The 21,299-nt window shown below is 72.4% G+C and carries 19 protein-coding genes; 15 read left to right on the top strand and 4 right to left on the bottom strand.

Features of this window, described 5'->3' with window-relative positions; genetic code table 11:
* Window positions 1–60: 60 nt before the first annotated feature.
* Both E5083_RS12420 and E5083_RS12415 read right to left on the bottom strand, forming a co-directional pair.
* Window positions 61–2,904 (bottom strand): helix-turn-helix transcriptional regulator, encoded by a 2,844-nt coding sequence (locus tag E5083_RS12420; protein WP_135785699.1) that lies wholly within the window; start codon window positions 2,902–2,904, stop codon window positions 61–63.
* Window positions 2,905–3,135: 231 nt separating this feature from the next.
* A complete protein-coding gene (locus E5083_RS12415) occupies window positions 3,136–3,918 on the bottom strand; it encodes a thioesterase II family protein (protein ID WP_167513523.1) in 783 nt (260 codons plus the stop codon).
* Window positions 3,919–4,360: 442 nt separating this feature from the next.
* Here E5083_RS12415 and E5083_RS12410 point away from each other — a divergent pair, with 442 nt between their 5' ends.
* From E5083_RS12410 to E5083_RS12370, 9 genes are all read left to right on the top strand, one after another.
* Window positions 4,361–5,200, top strand: a complete 840-nt coding sequence (locus E5083_RS12410) for a helix-turn-helix domain-containing protein (protein ID WP_135785697.1) — start codon at window positions 4,361–4,363, stop codon at window positions 5,198–5,200.
* 119 nt (window positions 5,201–5,319) lie between these two features.
* The gene (locus tag E5083_RS12405; protein WP_135785696.1) at window positions 5,320–6,195 is read left to right on the top strand and encodes an MBL fold metallo-hydrolase; all 876 of its coding nucleotides are present in this window, start codon (window positions 5,320–5,322) and stop codon (window positions 6,193–6,195) included.
* Between the two features lie 126 nt (window positions 6,196–6,321).
* Window positions 6,322–7,773, top strand: a complete 1,452-nt coding sequence (locus tag E5083_RS12400; RefSeq protein ID WP_135785695.1) for an MFS transporter — start codon at window positions 6,322–6,324, stop codon at window positions 7,771–7,773.
* A gap of 95 nt (window positions 7,774–7,868) precedes the next feature.
* Window positions 7,869–8,903: an AvrD family protein gene (locus E5083_RS12395; protein WP_135785694.1), complete on the top strand. Its 1,035-nt coding sequence runs from the start codon at window positions 7,869–7,871 to the stop codon at window positions 8,901–8,903.
* Between the two features lie 69 nt (window positions 8,904–8,972).
* Window positions 8,973–9,668, top strand: a complete 696-nt coding sequence (locus E5083_RS12390; RefSeq protein WP_135785693.1) for an AAA family ATPase — start codon at window positions 8,973–8,975, stop codon at window positions 9,666–9,668.
* A 110-nt stretch (window positions 9,669–9,778) separates the two neighbouring features.
* Complete coding sequence (locus E5083_RS12385; protein ID WP_135785692.1) at window positions 9,779–10,786, top strand: beta-ketoacyl-ACP synthase III; 1,008 nt, start codon at window positions 9,779–9,781, stop codon at window positions 10,784–10,786.
* 57 nt (window positions 10,787–10,843) lie between these two features.
* Window positions 10,844–11,104 (top strand): acyl carrier protein, encoded by a 261-nt coding sequence (locus E5083_RS12380; protein WP_135785691.1) that lies wholly within the window; start codon window positions 10,844–10,846, stop codon window positions 11,102–11,104.
* 89 nt (window positions 11,105–11,193) lie between these two features.
* Entirely contained in the window at window positions 11,194–11,943 is a 750-nt protein-coding gene (locus E5083_RS12375; protein ID WP_135785690.1) for an HAD family hydrolase, read from the top strand.
* Window positions 11,940–12,545, top strand: a complete 606-nt coding sequence (locus E5083_RS12370; RefSeq protein WP_135785689.1) for an AAA family ATPase — start codon at window positions 11,940–11,942, stop codon at window positions 12,543–12,545. The genes E5083_RS12375 and E5083_RS12370 overlap by 4 nt, the downstream gene beginning before the upstream one ends.
* A gap of 38 nt (window positions 12,546–12,583) precedes the next feature.
* On the opposite strand, the gene E5083_RS12365 is transcribed toward E5083_RS12370, so the two are convergent.
* Window positions 12,584–13,129, bottom strand: a complete 546-nt coding sequence (locus E5083_RS12365; protein WP_135785688.1) for a DoxX family protein — start codon at window positions 13,127–13,129, stop codon at window positions 12,584–12,586.
* A 141-nt stretch (window positions 13,130–13,270) separates the two neighbouring features.
* Here E5083_RS12365 and E5083_RS12360 point away from each other — a divergent pair, with 141 nt between their 5' ends.
* The 6 genes from E5083_RS12360 (at window position 13,271) to E5083_RS12335 (ending at window position 19,436) form a co-directional block, all read left to right on the top strand.
* A complete protein-coding gene (locus E5083_RS12360; protein ID WP_135785687.1) occupies window positions 13,271–13,597 on the top strand; it encodes a nuclear transport factor 2 family protein in 327 nt (108 codons plus the stop codon).
* Between the two features lie 116 nt (window positions 13,598–13,713).
* Window positions 13,714–14,904, top strand: a complete 1,191-nt coding sequence (locus tag E5083_RS12355; protein ID WP_135785686.1) for a D-alanyl-D-alanine carboxypeptidase family protein — start codon at window positions 13,714–13,716, stop codon at window positions 14,902–14,904.
* A 159-nt stretch (window positions 14,905–15,063) separates the two neighbouring features.
* Entirely contained in the window at window positions 15,064–16,371 is a 1,308-nt protein-coding gene (locus tag E5083_RS12350) for a multidrug effflux MFS transporter (RefSeq protein WP_135785685.1), read from the top strand.
* Window positions 16,305–17,498 (top strand): serine hydrolase domain-containing protein, encoded by a 1,194-nt coding sequence (locus E5083_RS12345; protein WP_425276717.1) that lies wholly within the window; start codon window positions 16,305–16,307, stop codon window positions 17,496–17,498. The genes E5083_RS12350 and E5083_RS12345 overlap by 67 nt, the downstream gene beginning before the upstream one ends.
* Before the next feature lie 33 nt (window positions 17,499–17,531).
* On the top strand, window positions 17,532–18,524 hold the full coding sequence (locus E5083_RS12340; RefSeq protein WP_135785684.1) for a small ribosomal subunit Rsm22 family protein: 993 nt from the start codon (window positions 17,532–17,534) through the stop codon (window positions 18,522–18,524).
* 168 nt (window positions 18,525–18,692) lie between these two features.
* Window positions 18,693–19,436, top strand: coding sequence for a bifunctional DNA primase/polymerase (locus E5083_RS12335; protein ID WP_135785683.1), 744 nt, complete (start codon window positions 18,693–18,695; stop codon window positions 19,434–19,436).
* 821 nt (window positions 19,437–20,257) lie between these two features.
* Here the strand turns inward: E5083_RS12335 and E5083_RS12330 are convergent.
* Window positions 20,258–21,223, bottom strand: a complete 966-nt coding sequence (locus E5083_RS12330) for an SCO2278 family lipoprotein (protein WP_135785682.1) — start codon at window positions 21,221–21,223, stop codon at window positions 20,258–20,260.
* Between the last annotated feature and the right edge of the window lie 76 nt (window positions 21,224–21,299).

The following is a 21,299-nucleotide window of genomic DNA, read 5'->3' as shown; positions in this document are numbered from 1 at the left end:
TGAAGGTGCGTCCATTTCGGCCCTATCCCGCGCTGTGCTCGTAGAGCTGATTTCAGCCTCTCAGGAAGCCTGTGTGCGTGCATCAGTAGAAATACGTACGGCCATCAGCCTGGCCAGCTCCGCCCGGGAACCGATCTCCAGTTTCCGGTAGATGCGGGAGAGGTGGACCTCGATCGTGCGCGGGCTCACCCGCAGGGTCTCGGCGACCTCGCGGGTGCGTCGGCCGGCGCCGACCAGGCGGGCCACCTCCAGCTCGCGCCGGGTCAGGGGGGCGAGGTCGGGGCCCTCCTGGGGGCTGCCCGGCGGAAGCTGGGCGAAGAGCGGCACGTGCCAGTGATCGGCCAGTTCCCGTGCGGCGGTCCACAGCCCTTCCGCCTCCTCGGGCCGGGCGCCGGAACTCGCCGTCCGGGCGGTCCCGACGGCCGCGCGCAGGCTCTGGAGCCTCAACTGCGCCCCGTCGAAGAGCCGTTCGGCCTTCCGGTAGGCGGTGATCGCCGCAGCCGGCTCGTTCTGCTGGGTGAGCACATGGCCGCGGGCCAGGAGCGCGTAGGCCCGTGTGTGCGGCAGCGGACAGACCTTCATCACCCGGTGGGCGCGCTCGGCCCACAGCGCGGCGCGGGTGCCGCTGGAGACCGAGGCCAGGGCGAGCAGCTCGTAGGCCCGGGGCCGTAGCGGAGGGCTCAGGGTGCCGAGGTCGGGGGCGCCCAGATCGAGCAGCAGGCCCAGGCAGCGTTCCTGACTGCCCTGGAGCAGAAGGGATTCGGCGACCGTCAGCACGGCCAGGGAATGCCAGGTGTCGTTCCAGTGGTGCAGGGCCCGCAGCGCCTCCTCCGTACGGGCCGAGGCGCGGCTGCTGCCCGGTGGCTCCGCGTAGGTGACGCAGAGGGCCTCCTGGGCCATCGCGTAGGCCCGCAGCCGGTCCGCGCCCAGGTGGCCGGCCAGGTCCGCGGCGTCGGCGGCGAAGCGCCGCGCGCTGTTCAGCCTGCCCTGTCGTAGCTGGGCCTCGGCGAGTCCGCTGAGCAGCGCGGGGAGCAGGATGTCGGGGGAGCGGCCCGTCGAGACGGCGATACCGCGTGTGTAGCGGGACTCCGCCTCCTGCGGCCGCCCCAGCAGCAGGGCGCACCAGCCGAGCAGGGCGAGGTACTCCGGGTGCGGACGCATCTCGGCGTTCGGGAGCTTGTCCAACTGCCGGACCGCGGCGTCGTAGGCGGTGACGGACCGCGCGGTGCGGCCGGCGGTCAGTTCGGCGAGGGCGTGCAGCGACAGCGCGCCCGCCAGCGTCGCCTCCCGGCCACCGGAGCGGGCGAGCCGGAGCGCGGCGGAGGCGAGGGAGGCCAGTTCGCCGTCGTTGCACAGGGACGACACGATGCCCCGGAAGATCGTCAGCCGGGCGCGCAGATCCGCGTCGGCGGCGGAGCCCGCCCGCGTGAGTTCGGAGCGCAGCAACGCGTCGGCCTCGGCGAACCGTCCGTGCAGGCACTCCACCAGCACACAGACGCGTATCGCCGCGTGGTGCGCCTGGTCCGGCGGTATCCCGGCATCCTGGGTGAGCAGGTGCCGCAACGCCTCGTTGTCGTCGAGGTGGCCGGTCGTCCGGAGTGCCTGGAGTGCCCGGGCCAGGGGTGGGATCAGGCCGAGCAGCCGGCCCGGCGGGCCGTCGTCCGAGGCGAGGCCGCGCAGCGCGAGCAGCAGCCAGCGCACGGCGTCCTCGGGCGCGCTCAGTGCCGCCTCCTTGCCGGCCCGTGCCAGCGTCTCCAGGTCCTCCGGGGTGAAGGTGTGGGCGGACAGCTCGATGTGCACGGCACGTTCGGCCGCCGGGGCGGCGCGGCGGTTGAGGACGGTCAGCGCCCTGCGGTGGGCGCCCCGGCGTCGGCAGTGGTCCGTCCGCTCGCGCACCAGCTCGCGCAGCACCGGGTGGCGGAAGACGAACTGGGTGGCGGAGTGGGGCAGCGGACGCAGGATGTCAAGCCGGACCAGCCCGGTGACGGCCGCGCACACCTCGTCGTAGGGCAGCTCGCTGACGTGGGCCAGTTCCTCGCGGGTGAAGCGGTCGCCGAGCACCGCCGCGGACTCGGCCAGGAGGCGTTCGACGGGGTTCGGCAACTCCAGCTCGGCGGTGAGCGGGGCCAGTCGGCCGGTGACCAGGTCGGCGGTCAGGGAGGGCCGGAGCGGCGCGGACTCACCGAGCACCAGCAGATTCAGGATGTTGCCCTGGCTCTCCGGATACGCCGACCGCAGCCAGCCGGTGTCGGGCCGTACGTTCAGCAGCCGGGCCGCCTGTTCCGGGCTGATCGGCCCCAGCCCGACGCGGGTCACCCGGCCCTGCTCGGCGCCGTAGGCGAGTGTGCTGAGCAGGGCCGGGCCGGCCTGCCTGGGCCGGTGGGCGATGACGATGAGGAGGGGCGCCCTGAGCGGCCAGCGCACCAAGTGGTCGGCGAACTCCAGGGACTTCGGGTCGGCCCAGTGGAAGTCGTCGAGCACCAGCAGCAGCCCGCCGTCCGCGGCGTCGGCCAGCAGGGCGTGCACCGCCTGGGACAGCGGGAGCGGCTGGGGCGGGGGGTCCGTGCGGTTGCGCCGGGCGCACAGTCCCGCCCGGACCAGTTCCGCGTGGGCCGGTGAGAGCCGGGCCAGCCGCTGCGACGTCACCAGGTCGCCGAGGGCCCGGGTGAAGACACAGAACGCGTCCCGTTCCGCCGGGTAGCAGCGGCCGTCGAGCACCCGGACTCCCTGGTGCCGGGCCGCCGCCGTGAGCTGGGTCAGCAGCCGGGTCTTCCCGGACCCGGGGTCCCCGTGCAGTTCGACGACCCCGCCGTGGCCGTCCCGCGCCCGCTGGAGTGCCTGCAGGAGCCGCAGTGACTCACCGCAGCGCACCGATGCCGCTCGTGGAGTGTCCGTGGTGGCCAAAGATGCTTCCACAATGACTGAAACCTTTCCCCCGAACTGTTCAATCGCTTCCACGATAACGACTGTTGTTCGAATGAAGGGGATGGTTTTATCTGCGGTAAAACAATCGATGGCGTGCGAAACGGGCTATTCCCGACCGGCTTTCTTGGCCAAGTCTTTGTCTTCGGTCGGTCTGTGAAGCATTGTTTTTACAACCTCGACATCTGGCGGCCGGACCTCGCTCATCTCTTCTCAGGTGGCGACCGGGAGCAGCCGGGAGATCACCCGCAGCGTGGCCTCGGGGTGCTCCCGGTGGAAGAAGTGGCCGCCGGGCAGGATGTGCGTCCGGAAGTCGTACGAGGTGTGCCGCGCCCACTCCTGGGCCCGCGCCGGTGTCAGCAGCGGGTCGCTCTCGGCGGCCAGCACCCGCAGCGGCACGGGCAGCGGCTCGGCGGGGCGACGCGGGTGGCTGTGCACCAGACTCAGATCGTCCCGCAGCAGCTCGACGGACCTCCGCAGCCACTCCGGATGCCGCACCACACTGTCCGGGACACCGCCCAACTCCCGCATCCATGACATGAGTTGAGTGTCGGTGGCGTTCTCCGGGGCGACGGCGGAGTGCGGCAGGTGCGGTGGCGCGCACGCCCCCACCATCAGCAGCTCCGGCGCGCGCCGGCCCGTCGCCACGCGGCGGCGGGTCAGCTCATGGGCGATCAGACCGCCCAGGCTGTGCCCGTACAGCGTGTAGTGCCCGTCCAGCAGGGGGTCGAGCTGCTCGTCGAGCTCGTCCAGCAGCCGGCCGAAGTCGCGGAACCGCGGCTGGCGTACCCGGCGTTCCCGCCCCGGCAGTTGCACCGGGACCACCGCGATGTCCGGACCGAGCGCGGCCTGCCAGGGGGCGAAGGAGGAAGCGGCCCCGCCCGCGTGGTGGAAACACAGCAGCCGGATCGCCGCCCTGTCCGGCAGCCGCTGCCAGGGCAGCAGGCAGGGCGGGACGGTTCCGGCCCCTGAAGCACGGTCATCGACGGTCGTCACCGGTTCAGCCCTCCCAGGCTCCGCGCCCGCGGGACGCGATCCGCCGCCCCCGGCCGGCGGGAAGCCGCCGGGCCACGTCCGCGCCATCGTCGGCGACCTCTCTAAAGGGGCGCTAAGGGGGCGCCGGGGAAGAGCGGGGCCGGGCCGGAGCTGCTTCTTAAGCCGTGCTTTGGCCCGCCCGGTTAGAACCCTCCATGCACGGGGGCGTCATCGACGCCACGACGCACACGAGTCGGAGTCCGACCTGGACCTGGAGGTGACAGCGCGTGACGCGTTGGCCGCCGCGCGGCGATGCCGTGCTTCAAGTCCCCCTTCCCCAGGGGCACCTCGGTGTCCGACCATGGAGGTGTAACCCCTGTCACGTGCCGCGCACGACAGGGGGACAGGTGGGTAAGGTGGCGTATATCTCAGTACCTACGGCTGGACAAAGGGGCGGGAAGTCATGCCGACTGGCCGTCAATTAAAGGAACTCGGACAGTTCTTGAAGGTGCGCCGGGCCGAAGTGAACCCGACCGAGGTGGGTCTGCCACGGGCCGGAGTGCGCAGAACACCCGGGCTGCGCCGTGAGGAAGTGGCACTCCTGGCCGGTGTGGGAGTGTCCTGGTACACCTGGATCGAGCAGGGCCGGGCCGAGAATGTGTCCGCCGAGGTCCTCCTCGCCATCGCCCGGGTCCTCAGCCTGGACGACACCCAGCGCCAGTACGTGTGGCGCCTCGCCGGTCTGGGCTCGTCCCACTTCGCCTCCTCGCCCGCACCGGACGGGGAGTCCTTCAGGCCCTTCGTCGACAACTGGCTGCCCAACCCGGCCTACATCGCCGACCGGGTGTGGAACGTGGTGGTGGCGAACGCCGCGGCCCGCGAACTGCTCGCGCTGGACTCCGGCCGCGGCAACCTCGTCGAGGACTTCTTCCTCAACCCGCAGACACGTCACCGGTATCCGGACTGGGAGCAGGACGCGGCGACGGTGGTGGCCCGGTTCCGGGCGCACACCGCGAACCATTCCGGCGACCCCCTGCTGGAGGCGATGGTGGACCGGCTGCTCGCGCGCAGCGAGCAGTTCGCGAAGCTGTGGAACGCGCAGGAGGTGCAGGAGGACTCCTGCGGTATCGACCTGCTCCAGCACCCGCGGGCCGGTGAGCTGTCCCTGCGGCGGACGACACTGGACTTCACCCCCCGGCTGGGACTGCGGCTCACCGTGTTCATGCCGGTCCCCGGAACCCGCGCCGAGCAAGCGCTGTCGCGGCTCACCCTGCCGCGCGAAGTAAGAGGCTCCGCGGCCTGAGGGCCGGGTTGTCCCGCCGGTCAGGCGGAACAACCCGGCCTCTCTTCTTCTCTCCTTCCTTCTTTCTCCTCCTTCTCTCCTTTCTCCCTCTCTTCCCCGCTGCCGAAAGTGCCTTCGCCATGTCTGCTGTACTGCCGCTCGAGCGGCTGACACGTCCCTCGCCGCTGCGGTCGCTCACCTTCGGGGACTGGCGGCTGACCCATGTCCCGGACGGAATGGTCCAGTTGAGGCCGGAAGGCTGGTTCTCCGGCCTCGGCCCGGACGACCTCGCCGCGCTCGCTCCCTACCGGGACCCCGACGGTTTCCTGGTCGCCTCGGTGGGCGGCCTGCTGGTCGAGCACCGGGGCCGGTCCCTGCTGATCGACGCCGGATTCGGCCCGCGACGCCTGGAGGCGGCGCAGACACATCCCGCCCTGGGCGCGCTGGCGGGCGGCGACCTGATCACACAGCTCGGGACGGCGGGGGTGCGTCCGGAAGCCGTGGACACCGTCGCCTTCACCCATCTGCACGACGACCACATCGGCTGGGTGCTGGCGGCCGACGGCGCCCACTTCGAGGGCGTCACATCCTTCGTGCTGTCGGCGGCCGAGTGGCGGGAGGCGGGCAGCCTGCTGCCGGCGAGCCCGGCGGGCCGGGTCCGTACGGTGCCGGACGGCGGCGAGGTGTTCCCCGGAGTCACCCTCCGGGAGTGGCCCGGACACACCGGCGGCCACGCGGGATACGTGGTGGAGGTCGCCGACGAGGACTCCGGGGACGACGGCGTCCGCCGGGTCCTGGTGCTCGGGGACGCGCTGCACTCACCCGCCCAGGCGGCGCACCCCGAGTGGCGGGTGTTCTTCGACGGTTCGGACGAGAAGGCGGTGGCCACGCGCCGGGCCGTACTCGAGGAAGCCGCGCGGCCGGGCACCCTCTGTTACGCCGGGCACTTCGCCGACGTGGTCTTCGGCCGGGTCGAGGTCACCGACGGCGGCTACCGGTGGCAGGCCCGGGAGTGACGGGAGTGAACGGGGGAGGGGCCGAGCCTGTTGGCGGCGACCAATATGTTGAGCGCGCACTGTTTGGTGATCGCGATCGGCGTGAGGCTTCTGGCCATGCCGAAGACACACTCCTCAGAGCTCTCCATGACAGGGAAGCAGAAGACGGTCCTCGTCGTTCTGCTGGGCGCGCAGTTCATGTTCGCCGTCGACTTCTCCATCCTCACCGTGGCGCTGCCGGAGATCGGCTCTGACCTCGGATTCGGGCTCGACAGTCTCCAGTGGATCTCCACCGCCTTCGCCCTGACCGCCGCCGGCTTCATGCTGCTCTTCGGGCGCATCGGCGACCTGATCGGCCGTAAGAAGCTCTTCCTCGTCGGTATGGCGCTGCTGACCGCCTCCTCGCTGCTCGGCGGTCTGGCCACCAGCCCCGAGCTGATGATCGTGGCCCGGGTGCTCCAGGGTCTCGCCACGGCGATCGTCACGCCGTCGGGCATGGCGCTGATCACCACCAGCTTCGAGGAAGGCCCCCTGCGCACCAAGGCGCTCGGGCTGAACGGCGCGCTGCTCTCGCTGGGGTTCGCCAGTGGCGCGGTCCTCGGCGGTGTGCTCACCGACCTGCTCTCCTGGCGCTGGGACTTCTTCATCAACGTCCCGGTCGGTGTGGCCCTGTTCATCGGCGGCGCCCTGGTGATCGTCGACTCGGTGGCCGAGAACCGGCCCAAGCTGGACGTGCCCGGTTCGATCACGGTCACCGCGGGCCTGCTCGCCTTCGTGTACGGCGTCACCAGCGCCGAGCGCGAGGGCTGGGGCTCCGCGCAGACCTGGGCCACGCTGCTGGTCGCCGCCGTACTGCTGATCTCCTTCTACGTGATCGAGCTGAAGGCCGCCGCGCCGCTCGCCCCGGTGCGCATCCTGAAGGCCAACTCCGTCAAGTGGGGCAACCTGGGTGGCCTGGCCACCTTCTCCATGGAGTCCGCGCTCTCCTTCCTGCTCACCCTCTATCTCCAGCAGGTGCTGGGTCTCACCCCGTTCCAGACGGGCCTGATGTTCGGCTTCCTGGGACTCGGCGCGTTCCTCGGCGGCACCTTCGCCTCGAAGATCATCGCCCGTACCGGCGCCAAGGGCAGTCTGGTCCTCGGCCTCGCCGTGCAGGGCGTGATGACCGGCGTGCTGTTCTGGCTGGGCCAGGACAAGACCGTGGGCATCGCCGCGGTCCTGGTCACCACGTTCGTCGGCGGGTTCGGACACGTCCTGGCGATCGTCGCCTACACCGTCGTCGGCACCTCCGGCATCGAGGACCGCGAACAGGGCCTGGCCACCGGTCTGGCCGCCATGACCCAGCAGATCGGCTTCACCCTCGGCATCCCGGTGATGTCCGCCGTCGCCGCCTCGCAGTACGGGGAACTGGACAACGGCGTCGCCTCCGTGGCCGGTGTCCTGGACGGCACCACCTTCGGCATCCTCGTCGACGGCCTGGTGGTCCTCGCCAGCGCCCTCGTCATCAGCGTCCTGCTGCGCTCGGCGAAGCCCGCTTCCCTCGCCGCGGTGCGCGTCGGTGACGGCGAGGAGGAACCCAGCCTCACGGTCACCCCGTAACCGGCGCCCCGGCCGCCCACCGGGTGCGGGGCCCGCCGCCCCGCACCCGTCCCGACCGGCCATCCCGGCCACCCCGAGCACAAGGAAGGAACCCGATGTCTGCTCAGTCTGCCTCGTCCCTTCTGCCCGTCGCTCCCCCCTATCTCCCCGACGTCTCCGACTACCTGGGCGCCCCCGAACGCCGCTTCTTCGGCGAGGGATACAGACGCGCCCGGCACCTCCTCACCGGCTTCCACACACCCGAGGCGGACGGCGCGGCCGCCGACGCACCCCGGCTGGCCGCCACCGCGCGGGTCGGCTACCCGAGCGACTGGTCGCGCAAGGGCGACACCGACCAGCGGCCGCACCTGTCCACCGTCGACGTCCTGCTGCTCGGCGCCCAGCTCACCGAGGCGCTGCTCACCGGCCATCTGGGGCTGACCGAGCGGGAGCTGGCCACGGTCTGGCTCGCCCGCGTCCGTATCAAGGCCGGTACCCGTCCGGTGGAAGAGGACCTGACCGGCTTCCCGGTCAGGGCGTACGTCGCCGGCCGGCTGCCCGCCCCGCGGCCCGGCCGCGCCCGTACCGCCGTCGAAGCCGAGGTCGGCACGCTGCGCATCCGTCTGGAGGCCGACCACCCGGACGTCCGTCCCGGCGAGCGGCCCCGCACCGAGCCCGTGGTCCGCGACGGCGGCTACGGCGACACCCGCCGGCTCGGTTCCCAGCGCGTCGAGAGCATGCAGGTCAGGCCGGACACCAACGTCGCCACCGCCGACGTACGCCTCACCGGCGGCCCGGACGGCACGCTCGGCGGCATGGAGGGCGACCACCAGCCGTCCGTGCACCTCGTCGACGCCTTCGTGACGGCCCTCCAGGTCGGGCAGGTCCTGCTGTACGAGCTGGACCGGGTGCCCCGTGCCGCCTCCGACACCCTGTGGATGCGCAGCACGCTGCTGGTGGCCACCACCCCGCACCGGCCACGCGCCACCGCCGACGGCGGTCCGCTGCCCATGCGCGCGGAGTTGCGCGACGCCGTCCTGCTCAACAACCGCCACGGCGAGACCTGGCGCCGCGCGGACATCGCCGCGCAGCTCGCCGACATCACGGTCGGCTGCTCGGTGGCCCACCGCCTGCCGCCGTCCGCCGGCTGAACCAGCCCCCACCCCACGGCAGTCGGGCACCAGAGCTCCGGCGCCGTCCGTCAACCACGGGAGAGTCCTATGAAGCTCGCCATCGCAGGCACCTACTCCGTCGGCAAGACGCTCACCACGATGGCCGTCTCGCACCTGACGGGCCTGCCCCGTTCCGCCGCCAAGACCATGCGGGAACTGCTGCCCATCTCCATCCCCGGCAAGACGCTGGAGGAGTGCACCCCGCCCGAGCTGATCATGCTGATCATGCGACGCAACCAGGAGCGCGCGGTCAACGAGTCCCACCTGTCCGACGGCTTCGTCTCCGACGGGTCCTCGCTGCACGAGTGGGCGTACGGCACCGTACGCGTGCTGGTCGGCATCAACCCCAACGAGTCGGTGAACCTGGACACCATCGAGGTCAGCGAGGAGATCGGCTTCTACGGCAAGGTCCTGTCGCAGATGGCCGTGCCCGCCAAGCAGCACGCCCGCGCCACCTACGACTCCTTCGTCCACCTGCCCATCGAGTTCCCGCTCGTCCCCGACGGGCACCGCCCCGTCAACGAGCGCTTCCGGTCCCTCGCGGACGAGCTGATGCTCAAGACCCTGGACGAGCTGAACATCCCTTACCACACGGTGGGCGGCTCCATACCCGAGCGCCTTCAGAAGATCATCGACATCTACGGCTTCAAGCCCGTGATGAGCATCGACGCGGCGATCGAGAAGGCCCAGGCCGAGTACGCGCTCATCGACACCACGTCGGAGATCGCCCGCGCCGCCGCCTGAACCCGGCCGCCGCGCGAGCCCCGCACGCGCCACGACATCCACCGAAGAACAGAGCCACCACAGCGAGGACACAGCACAGGACACCATCCAGGAAAGTTCGGGGGAAACACATGCCGTACGCCGTCCTGCGCGGGCTCGGCGCCCATCTGCCGTCGAGACGCGTCACCAACGCGGAACTCGCCACCCTCTTCGAGACGTCCGACGAGTGGATCACCACCCGCACCGGCATCAGGGAGCGCTACTGGGCCCCGCCCGGCCAGTCCACCGGCGATCTGGCCACCGAGGCGGGCCGCGCGGCCCTGAAGTCCGCCGGTCTCGACGAGGGCGCCGATGTCGGCCTGCTCATCGTCGCCACCACCACACCCGACCATCTCTGCCCCGGTACCGCGCCCGACGTGGCGGCCCGGCTGGGACTCGGGAAGGCCGCCGCGTACGACATCGCGGCGGTGTGCTCCGGTTTCGTCTACGCCCTCGAAGCGGCCGCCAACGCCATCCGGGCGGGCCGGGTCGAGCGGGCGCTGGTCATCGGGGCCGAGACCTACTCCACCATCCTCAGCCCGAACGACCGCACCACCTCCGTGATCTTCGGTGACGGAGCCGGGGCCGTCGTACTGGGCTGTGGGGCCGGCGACGAGCCGGGCCGTCTGCTCGGCTTCGACCTGGGCAGCGACGGCACCGGCAAGGACCTCATCCGGATTCCGGCGGGCGGCTCCCGGCAGCGCTCCAGCGGGCTGCCCGCGGCCGAGGACGACCACTACTTCACCATGCAGGGCAAGAAGGTGTTCGCCTACGCGGTCCGCCGTATGTCGGACTCCTCGCGCACCTTGCTCGAGAGCGTCGGCTGGCAGGCGGACCAGGTCGGGCACCTGGTCGGTCACCAGGCCAACCTCCGCATCCTCAGGGCCGTGGCCGAACAACTCGGGCTCGACGCGAGCCGGACCGTCACCAACATCGACAAGGTCGGCAACACCTCCGCCGCGTCCATTCCCCTGGCGTTGGCCGACGCGGCGGCGGCAGGAACGTTCCGGACCGGCGAGCGCCTGCTGCTCACCGCCTTCGGCGGCGGCCTCACCTGGGGTTCCGCCGCCCTCACCTGGCCGGACATCGTCCCCGTCTGACGCCCGCATCGCACCGGAACCGTGCACCACACCGAACCGGAGAGGAAACACCGTTCCATGAGCAACTCCGTCACGTCCGCCTCCGCCCTCGCCGACGCGGTCCTGGCCCTCCTCGTCGACAAGTACGAGGCCCCCGCCGAAACCACCGCCGTCGACACGGAGTTCGAACTCATCGGCTTCGACTCGCTCATCCTCGTCGAGGTCGCCGTGGACCTCAGCGGCCGCTACGGCGTAGAAGTCGCCGACGACGAGCTCCAGGAGGCGGGCACCGCCGCCGGGGTCGCCGAACTCCTGGTGGCCAAGGGCGCCGGCGTCTGACCCCGCCGTCTCCTCGTCCGGCCTTCCGTCCACGACGCGGCCGGCCCGCCACCGGGCCGGCCGCGTTCCTCCACCGGGAAGGACCCGCCATGACCTCCAGCGATCACCGCCCCGCGGCCTTCTTCGACGTCGACAACACCCTGACCCGCGGCGCCGCGCTCTTCCGCTTCCTGGCCTACTGGTACGCGGCTCAGGGCAGGCCCCCGCACGACGCCGTACGGGAACGGCAGCGCCTGAAAGCCATGACCACGGCCGGCATCAGCCGGACGGAGACCAACCGCGCCTACTTCCGGCTTCTGGCCGGCGCCCCCGCGGCCGAGATCACCCGAGTCGCCGAGGCGTGGTTCCGCGCCGAGCTGGTCCGGGGCGGCTTCTTCCACGAACCCGTCCTGGACGCGCTGCACACCCACCGCCGGGACGGCTACCAGGTCGTCCTGGTCTCCGGCTCGTTCCCCGCCATGCTCCTGCCCGTTCTGGAACACATCGGCGCCCATCACGTGCTGTGCACCGAGCCCGAGATCACCCCGGTCTCCCGCACCTACACCGGCCGGCTGGCCGACCGCCCCCACCAGCCGATGATCGGCAACGCCAAGGCGGAGGCCGTACGGGAACTGGCCGCCGCCCAGCGTATCGACCTGGCCTCCTCCATCGCCTACGGCGACCATGTCTCCGACGCCCCGCTGCTCTCCCTGACCGACCGTGCCGTGATCGTCGGTGACGACCCGGACCTGCGGCGCCTCGCCGCTCACCACGGCTGGCACCGGCTGCCCAAGCCATCCCCTCCCCCCGCCGTACCGCTGCCCGAACCCAATCCCGCCCCGCCAGGAGCCATGCTGTGAAGATCGCCGTCGTCGGCGCCTACGGAGCCGGCAAGACCACTCTGATCACCGCCGCCACGGCCCGCACCGGGCTGCCCGCCGCCCACGGCACCCCGATGCGGGACCCGGCCGGCGGCCGGCCCAAGTCGCTGGAGGAGGCCACCGAACCCGAGCTGGTCCAACTCGTCGTGCGCCGCCACGCCGAGCGGCTCCTCGCCGAGGCCGCGCACCCGGAGGGGTTCCTCTCCGACGGCTCCCTCCTGCATGAGTGGGTCTACGCCACGGTCCGGCTCGCGGTCGGCCTCCACCCCGGCACCGACCCGGGACCGCAGATCGTGACGGCCGACGCCGACAGCCCCTACCGCAGCGTGCTCGACCATCTGGGCCGCGAGTTCCTGCACCGCGCGCTGGCCTCGTACGACGTCTTCGTCCACCTCCCCGTCGAGTTCCCGCTCCACGACGACCCGCCGCCCATAGCCGAACACTTCCGCGCCCTGTCGGACCGCCTCCTGCTGGACACCCTCCGCACGGCGGGCGCCCCCGTCCACACCGTCACCGGCCCTCTCGAAGACCGCCTGGCCACGCTTCTCGCCCTCACCCCCGTGCCGTCGGCGCAGGGGTGAGGGGCGCGTGACCGGTCGCCCGCCGTCCGGCGGAGCCGCTACTCCTCGAACAGCACTTCCTGCTCCGTGATCACCGTCTCCCGCAGCCGCCGGTTCCGGGCGCCGATCACCAGCGCCGTGGCCGCCGCCGTGACGCCGAGGGCCGCGGGGACCATCCAGTTTCGGTCGAAGACATGGCCGAGGAGGTGGTCCAGGGAGAGGCGGCCGGGGCCGGTGACGGCGAGGCCCGCCGCGGCCAGGCCGAGGCTCGCGGCGTACTCGTAGCCGCCCTCCTGGGCGAAGAAGCCGTTGGGGACGTGGAGGGCCGCCGCGCCGGCCATCGCGCCGGCCGCCGACGCGCCCGCCACGGGGGTGGCGAGGCCGAGGGCCAGCAGGACGCCGCCGCCCGCCTCCGCGACGCCCGCCGCCGTGGCGCTCGCCTTGCCCGGGGCGAAGCCCACGGACTCCATGAACTGGCCGGTGCCCACCAGCCCGTGGCCGCCGAACCAGCCGAACAGCTTCTGCGCGCCGTGCGCGGCCAGTACGCCGCCGGTGCTCAGCCGGAGCAGCAGCAGGCCCACGTCGCGTCGGTCGTAACAGGTCATGGTGACTCCCTTTCCCTTGCGTCCACCGTGGCACCGGGTACCCCGTCCGGCCTCCCGGACCGGGCGTCCGGGTGGTGCGGACGGGGGTATGGCGAGGGGCGCCCGGTGGCAGGGCGCGGGGAGCGGTGTGAGCCTGACGCCATGACGATTCAGCCCGCCAAGCTGCGCGACCCGGCCGTACGGGCCTTCGTGCACGCCGTCAACTCCCATGACCGCGAAGGCTTCATGTCCCTCCTCGCGCCCGGCGCGACCATGGCCGACGACGGCGCCGACCGCGACCTCGCCGTCTGGATCGACCAGGAGATCTTCTCCAGCCACGGTCATCTGGAGGTCGACAACGAGTCCCGTGGCGGGCGCGCGCTCGTCGCCCGGTACCGCAACGACACCTGGGGCGAGATGCGCACCCGGTGGACGTTCACCGTGGCCGACGACGGTCGGATCTCGCGTTTCGAGACGGGTCAGGCATAAGACGGCGACGGCGGTCGCACGATCGGGCCATCGGACTTTCATAAGAGTGCAAAGTCCTGGCCGGGGATACACCTCCCCCGGGTAAGGGCCGTTCGGAGCCGGTGTACGGTCCCCGGGTGCGTGAAAGTTCCCCGCTCAGCCGACGTGCCCTTCTCGGTCTCGCGGCGGCCGCCGTGCCCCTGACCGCCACCCCCGCCTCCGCCGCCGGGGCGAGATCCGGGGGTACGAGCGTCGTCGGCGGGGAGCGGCTCGGGCTCGGCGGGGTCCAGGTGCGGGCGGCCGGGCTGCCCAAGAAGCTCACCGCGCAGGCGTGGCTCGTCGCCGACCGGGACACCGGGGAGGTGCTCGCGTCGTACAACGCGCACCGGCGGCTCGCGCCCGCGTCCACGCTGAAGATGCTGTTCGCGGACACCGTGCTGCCCAAGTTCGCGCCGGAGCAGCGGTACCGGGTCACCGACGCCGACCTCGCCGACATACCGTCCGGGTCCAGCCTCGTCGGCGTGCAGGCCGGGACCACGTACACCGTCGAGCAGCTCTGGCAAGGCGTGTTCCTGCGCTCGGGCAACGACGCGGTGCATGTGCTGGCCCACATGAACGGCGGGGTCGCCCGTACGGTCGCCGAGATGCAGGCCAGGGCCGAGTACCTGCACGCCCTCGACACCCATGTGGTCAGCCCGGACGGCTTCGACCACAAGGGGCAGATCTCCTCGGCGTACGACCTCACGCTGTTCGCCCGCGCCGGGCTGAAGAACGTCGACTTCCGGCGTCACTGCGGGACGCGTACCGCCGACTTCCCGGCGGGCGGCAAGAAGACCTTCCAGATCCAGAACACCGACCGCCTGCTCACCGGGGCGTGGGGGCTGCGGCCGTACGCGGGGCTGCTCGGCGTCAAGAACGGCTACACCAGCCACGCGGGCAACACCTTCACCGGCGCCGCCACGCGTGGGGGTCGCACCCTGCTGGTCACCGTCATGCACCCCGCCGAGGGCAGTAACGCGGTGTACGAGCAGACCGCCGCCCTCCTCGACTGGGGCTTCGGCGCGGGCCGCGCGGCCGAGCCGGTCGGCCTGCTCGCCACCCCTGGCGGCCCGCACCCCACCCACCCGACCGTCAGCCCCCTCCCGACCGAACACTCCGCCCACGCATCGACCACCCCGCCCGGCCCCTCCACCCTCCGCCTCGCCGAGGGCGCGGCGGGCACGGCGGCCCTGCTGGGCGCGGGCGCCTGGGCGATCCTGCGCCGCCGCCGGGCCGCTACGGCGGGAGCCCCCGCCGAAGCAGCGCAGGGCGGCCGCCACCGCCGCTGACGCCTCCGGCGGGCGTGCGCCGAGCGGCCCGCACCACGGGCGTGGCACAGGCCGGCCTTCCGCCGAACCGTCGGCGACCTTCGTACACACGTCCCCCACACCCTCCCCGAGCTGAGACCATGGTGGGCGTCGTCCGGGGTTCTGGCTGGGAGGGGTTGTATGGGTGAGCGGGATGTCGTGACCGTTCCGGGGGTGGAGGCCGCTCCAGGAGGGGTGGCCGGAGTCGCGGAGCGGCCGCGGGGGGTGCTCGTCACCTTCCTGCTCGGGGCGCTCACCGCCACCACACCGCTGGCGATGGACATGTACCTGCCCTCGCTGCCGGAGGTCACCCGCACCCTGCACGCGCCCGCGGCCACCGTGCAGCTCACCCTCACCGCCTGTCTGGCCGGGATGGCGCTCGGGCAACTGGTCGTCGGCCCGATGAGCGACCGGTGGGGGCGGCGCCGCCCGCTGCTGACCGGGCTCGCGGTGTACCTCGTCGCCACCGCCCTGTGCGCGTTCGCGCCCACCGTCGAGACACTGGTCGCCTTCCGGCTGGCGCAGGGACTCGCGGGCGCGGCCGGGATCGTCATCGCGCGGGCCGTCGTACGCGACCTGTACGACGGTGTCGCCATGGCCCGCTTCTTCTCCACCCTGATGCTGATATCCGGGGTCGCCCCGATCGTCGCCCCGCTGATCGGCGGGCAGATCCTCCGGGTGACCGACTGGCGGGGCGTGTTCGTCGTCCTCACCGGCATCGGGGCCGTGCTCACCGCGCTGGTCTGGCTGCGGCTGCCCGAGACGCTGCCGCCCGCCGAACGGCACCGGGGCGGGGTGAAGGAGTCCCTGCGCACCATGCGCGGCCTCCTCGCCGACCTGCCCTTCACCGGCTACCTCCTCGCGGGCGGCTTCGCCTTCGCCGCGCTGTTCGCGTACGTCTCGGCGTCCCCGTTCGTCGTCCAGGAGGTCTACGGCGCCTCCCCGCAGACCTTCAGCCTGCTGTTCGGGCTCAACTCGGTCGGCCTGGTCATCGCCGGACAGATCAACGGCAAGCTGCTGGTGGGGAGGGTCCGGCTGGACCGGGTGCTCGGCTGCGGCCTCGTGGTGATCGTGCTGGCCGCGACCGCGCTGCTGCTGATGGCCACCGGGGTGTTCGGCGAGGTCGGGCTCGCGCCCGTCGCCGCCGCGCTGTTCGTGCTGATGTCGGCGATGGGCTTCACCATGCCCAACACCCAGGCCCTCGCCCTGCTGCGCACCCGGCACGCCGCCGGTTCCGCCTCCGCGCTGCTCGGTACGACCTCCTTCCTCATCGGCGCGGTCGCCTCCCCGCTCGTCGGGATCGCCGGGGAGCGCACCGCCGTCCCGATGGCCGTCGTCCAGTTGGCGGCCGCGCTGGTCGCGGGCGTCTGCTTCATGGGACTGTGCCGTCCCTGGAAGGCGGGCGCGGGCCCGGAGGGACCAGAAGGACCAGGAGGAGGGGACCACTGAGCGCACCGAGACTCCGTCCCGGCACCCCCGAGCGGGCCGGGCTGGACCCCGCGGGGATGGCCCGCCTCACCGACGACCTGCACGCCCTCACCGCCGGGGCGCACCCCTGGGCGGCCGGTGCCGTCGCGGTGGCCGGGCGCGGGCCGGTGATCGCGGTAGCCGAGGCGTCGGGGTGGGCCGTACGGTACGCGGCCTGGGACGCGAAGTCCGGCACGGGCGTCGAACTGCCGCCCGCCCGGCGGGTACCGGTCACCCTCGACACCCCCTTCGACCTCGCCTCGCTCACCAAGCTGTTCACGTCCGTCGCGGCGCTCCAGCAGATAGAGCGGGGCACCCTCGGGATCGACGCCCGCGTGGGCGCGTACCTGCCCGAGTTCACCGGGGCATCCGAACACGGCGTGACCGTACGGCAGTTGCTCACCCACACCGCCGGACTCGCGCCCGAACTCCCGCTGTACGAGTACCCCGACCTCACCGCCCGCCTGGCCCGGCTCTGCGCGGAGCCGCCGACGTCGAAGCCGGGGGAGTACCTGTACTCCGACCTCGGCATGCTGCTCCTGCAGTTCGTGCTGGAGCGGATCACCGGGCGGACCCTGGATGTCCTCATCGCCGACGGCATCACCCGCCCGCTGGGCATGACGGCGACCTCGTACGGGCCCCGCCCCGACGCGGCGGCCACCGAGGACCAGCGGCGGCCCTGGGCCAAGGCGGACCGGGGGATGCTGCGGGGGGTCGTCCACGACGAGAACGCCTGGGCGCTGGGCGGGGTCGCGGGCCACGCGGGCCTCTTCTCCACCGGCCCCGACCTCGCCGTCTTCTGCCGCGCGCTGCTCGCGGGCGGCGCGTACGGGCCCGCCCGCATCCTCGGCCCCGACTTCGTCGAACTCCTCCTCACCCCACCCGGCCTCGGCTTCGCGCTGGACGAGCCGTGGTTCATGGGCACCCTCTCGGGCCACGGCGCGGCCGGCCACACGGGCTTCACCGGCACGTCCCTGGTCCTCGACCCCTCCACGGACACGTTCCTCGTCCTCCTGGCCAACACGGTCCACCCGGTCCGCCGCCCACCCGACAGCCACCCCCGAGCGGCCCTGGCCTCACGCCTGGCCAAGGCGGTACGGGACGCCTAGGGGGTGGCTCGCCGCACCTGAGAGAATCGTCGGGTGAACGCCCCCGCCTCCGCCGCCGATACGCTCCGCTCCACCCTTGCCGGGGTGCTGGACGGGTTGCCGCCTCGGCAGGCGGCCTCCGCCGTCGAGCGGCTCATCGCCAACTACCGGGGGGACACCCCGACGAACGCGCCGATCCTGCGGGACCGGGCCGATGTGGCGGCGTACGCGGCGTACCGGATGCCGGCGACGTTCGAGGCGGTGCGGGCGGCGTTGGAGGCGTTCGCGGACGCGGTGCCCGAGTGGGTGCCGGGGAGCCATGTGGACATCGGGGGTGGGACCGGCGCCGCGACCTGGGCCGTGGCCGCCACCTGGGACGGGGCACGTCCGGTGACCGTGCTGGACTGGGCCGAGCCCGCGCTCGCCCTCGGGCGGGAGATCGCCGGTTCGCACCCCGCGCTGCGCGACGCCGAGTGGCGGCGGGCCCGGATCGGGGCGGCGCTGGAGCTGCCGTCGACCGACCTGGTCACCGTGTCGTACGTCCTCAACGAGCTGGCCGAGACCGACCGTGCCGCCCTCGTCGACGCGGCCGCCGCTGCCGCGCGGTCCGTCGTCATCGTGGAGGCCGGGACGCCGGCGGGGTACGAGCGGATCATCGAGGCCCGTGACCGGCTGATCGCGGCCGGGTTCCGGGTCGCCGCGCCGTGTCCGCACAGCGCGCCGTGCCCGATCGTGCCGGGCACCGACTGGTGCCACTTCGCGGCGCGGGTCAGCCGCTCCTCGCTGCACCGGCAGGTCAAGGGGGGTTCGCTGGCGTACGAGGACGAGAAGTTCAGTTACGTCGCGGCGACGCGGCTGCCCGCCGAGCCGGCTCCCGCTCGTGTCGTGCGGCGGCCGCAGATCCGTAAGGGGCAGGTGTTGCTCGATCTGTGCGAGGCGGGTGAGCAGTTGCGGCGCACGACCGTCACCAAGCGGCACGGTGATCTGTACAAGGCCGCGCGGGATGCCGAGTGGGGCGATGCGTGGCCGCCGCTGGGGGATGAGTAGCCCTCCCGAGCGGCTTCCCCTGGCAAAGAAAGGGGAAAATCGTGCATACCCCTTCATTGTGAGGTATGTCTCGCCAGGTTCCTTCATATCCGTGCTCGGGCTCCCCGCGGCGCAGGATGGTGGGACGATGAGGCATGCTGTCCGCACCACAGCGAGGCGAGGGGACAGATGAGCGCGACGTTCGGCGGCCGGTCCGGCCGGCAGGGCAGGATCTCCCAGTGGCTGCGTGGACGGCGTCCCAAGGGCGAGGCCGCCGACGACGGTGGCCGTGAGGCGATGCTGGTTGCCACTGCCGGGGCGGGGTTGCCGTTGGCGCCTGCCGCGTATCCCGCGCCGGGGTACGGGTGTTCCTGTGACCGGGTCGGCTGTCCGACTCCCGCTCGGCATCCGGTGTCCTTCGCGTGGCAGACCCAGTCGACGACGGATCGGGCGCAGGTCGAGCGGTGGGTACGGGATCAGCCCGAGGCCAACTTCATCACCGCGACGGGGATGACCAACGACGTGCTTGATGTTCCGCTGGACGCCGGGCGTGCTGCTCTCGACCGGCTGCTCGGTGAGGGTGTGGAGGTCGGGCCGGTTGCCGAGAGTGATGACGGGCGGATGCTCTTCTTCACCCAGACTCGGGGTACGCCCGAGGACGAGGACGAGTGGTGGCCGTGTGAGCTGGACTGTCACCCCGAGACGATGGACGAACACCCCGGCCTGCGCTGGCACTGCCGAGGCTCCTACGTCCTCGTCCCCCCGGCCCGCCTCCCCGGCGCCCCGACGCGCGGCGTCCGCTGGGTCCGGGGCCCGGAACACGCGCTCCCCGAGCCCCTGACCCTGCTCGAGTCTCTGACAGACGCCTGCGCCCGCCACGCGGGTACGGAGCCCGACCCCCACGCAGCGACAGCCTGGCCTTCTCGCCACTGACCGCCCCGGCCTCCGGCCGGACCGTGGTTCCCACCCGCACCACCCGTACAACTTTCGTCGTCGTGTGCGGGTGGCCCCCGCCGGGCAGACTCGCCGTCGGCGGCTGCGGGTAGGGCGGCAGAACTCCGGCCTTCGGCCGGATCGCGTTCCCACCCGCACCACCCGTGCGGCTTTGGTGGCCGGGTGCGGGTGGCCCCCGCCTGGCGGACTCGCCGTCGGCGGCTGCGGGTGGGGCGGCAGAACTCCGGCCTTCGGCCGGATCGTGTTCCCACCCGCACCACCCGTGCGGCTTTGGTGGCCGGGTGCGGGTGGTCCCCGTGGGGCGGAGTCGCCGTTGGCGGCTGCGGGTAGGGCGGCAGAAATCCGGCCTTCGGCCGGATGGGGTTCCCACCCGCACCGCCCGTGCGGCTTTGGTGGTCGGGTGCGGGTGGCCCCCGCCTGGCGGACTCGCCGTTGGCGGCTGCGGGTGGGGCGGCAGAAATCCGGCCTTCGGCCGGATGGGGTTCCCACCCGCACCGCCCGTGCGGCTTTCGTGGTCGGGTGCGGGTGGTCCCCGTGGGGCGGAGTCGCCGTTGGCGGGTGCGGGGTGGGGCGACAAGTGTCCGGTCTCCGGCCGCGTTCCCACCCGCACGCGACGACGAAAGTCGGGCCGATGCCCGGCAGTCCGGGGCCCGCAGCCGCCGATGTTGCTTTCGCCCCACCAGGGCCACCCGCACCCGGCGACGAGAGTTGTACGGGTGGTGCGGGTGGGAATCCGATCCGGCCGAAGGCCGGGAGGCCACCACGCGACCCGCACGGGCTGTACGGGGGAAGACCCCGCGCTACTCGCCCTGTGCGGCAGTCAGGCCCTGTACTCGGCCCAGCACCGATACCGGCCCCTCGCCCGGAGGGTCTATCGCTGCCTGGTTGGCGATGAACTCCAGGGTCAGGGACTGTTTGACCTCGCCCTTGGTGAGGGCCTGGACGTCTCGGTTGGGGACGGCTACCGACGTGCCGGCGGCAGCCGTTCGTTTTTCGTAGTGGTGCGAGGCGTAGAAGACGAGCGCGCCGCCGTCTGCCGTGCGGAGGGCCAGGGGGGCGAAGGTGTCGCGGGTGAGGGGCTCGTCGATGTACTGCCGTACCAGCCCCGGCTTGCGGGCCTGTTGGGCGCGGACCGCACGCAGGCCGCTCGTGCTGGGGCCGTCGGCGAAGGACTTGCCGCCGTCCCGCAGATAGGACGCGTACCGCGCACTCAGATCAGCGGCCGGTACGGCCTCGGCCCAACCATCCGCCCCCACCCGGAACTTGGGCACCTGCCCCGCAGGGACGAGGGTCAGATACGCCACCCGCCAAGCCTCGCCGAGCCCATCCCGCACGAACACCATCAACCACCGCGCGGAACCCCCCTTGTTGCCCTGGGCGTCCACCACGAACCACCGAGGCCAGCCCGCCTTCGCCGGAATGGTGAACTTCGCGTCCGTCAGCGTCAGCGGAGTATGGCGGGAGTTCCCGCCCGGATTGTTCGCGTGCCCCGCCTTCAGCCGCGCGGAGTCGATCGCCCCGAACGCCCCCGTGACATACCCGGCGTCGAGAGAGGAGTCGTAGGCCCGGTCGGCCTTGTTGTACGCGTCCGTGAAGCGAGCCAGCGCACGCGCCGCCTCCGAACGGCTCGCCGCCGGCAGCACCTCGCGCTCGCCGTGCACCACGACACACCCGCTGGTCATCAGCGCGCAGACGGCCAGCGAGGCCGCTATCCGTGCCCGCCGGTTCCGGCCGCGAGGCCCACGACCGCTGCGTTCCCTGCTCATCAGGCGACGTCACCTTCCCCTTCCCGGAGGCGAACCCTACCGGGAGGGGAGGAACGCCCGACCCCCCGAGGGGCCG

The sequence above is a fragment of the Streptomyces bauhiniae genome (assembly GCF_004784475.1).
GTDB classification, from domain to species: Bacteria; Actinomycetota; Actinomycetes; order Streptomycetales; family Streptomycetaceae; genus Streptomyces; species Streptomyces seoulensis.
This window is presented reverse-complemented; position numbering and strand designations above follow the sequence as displayed.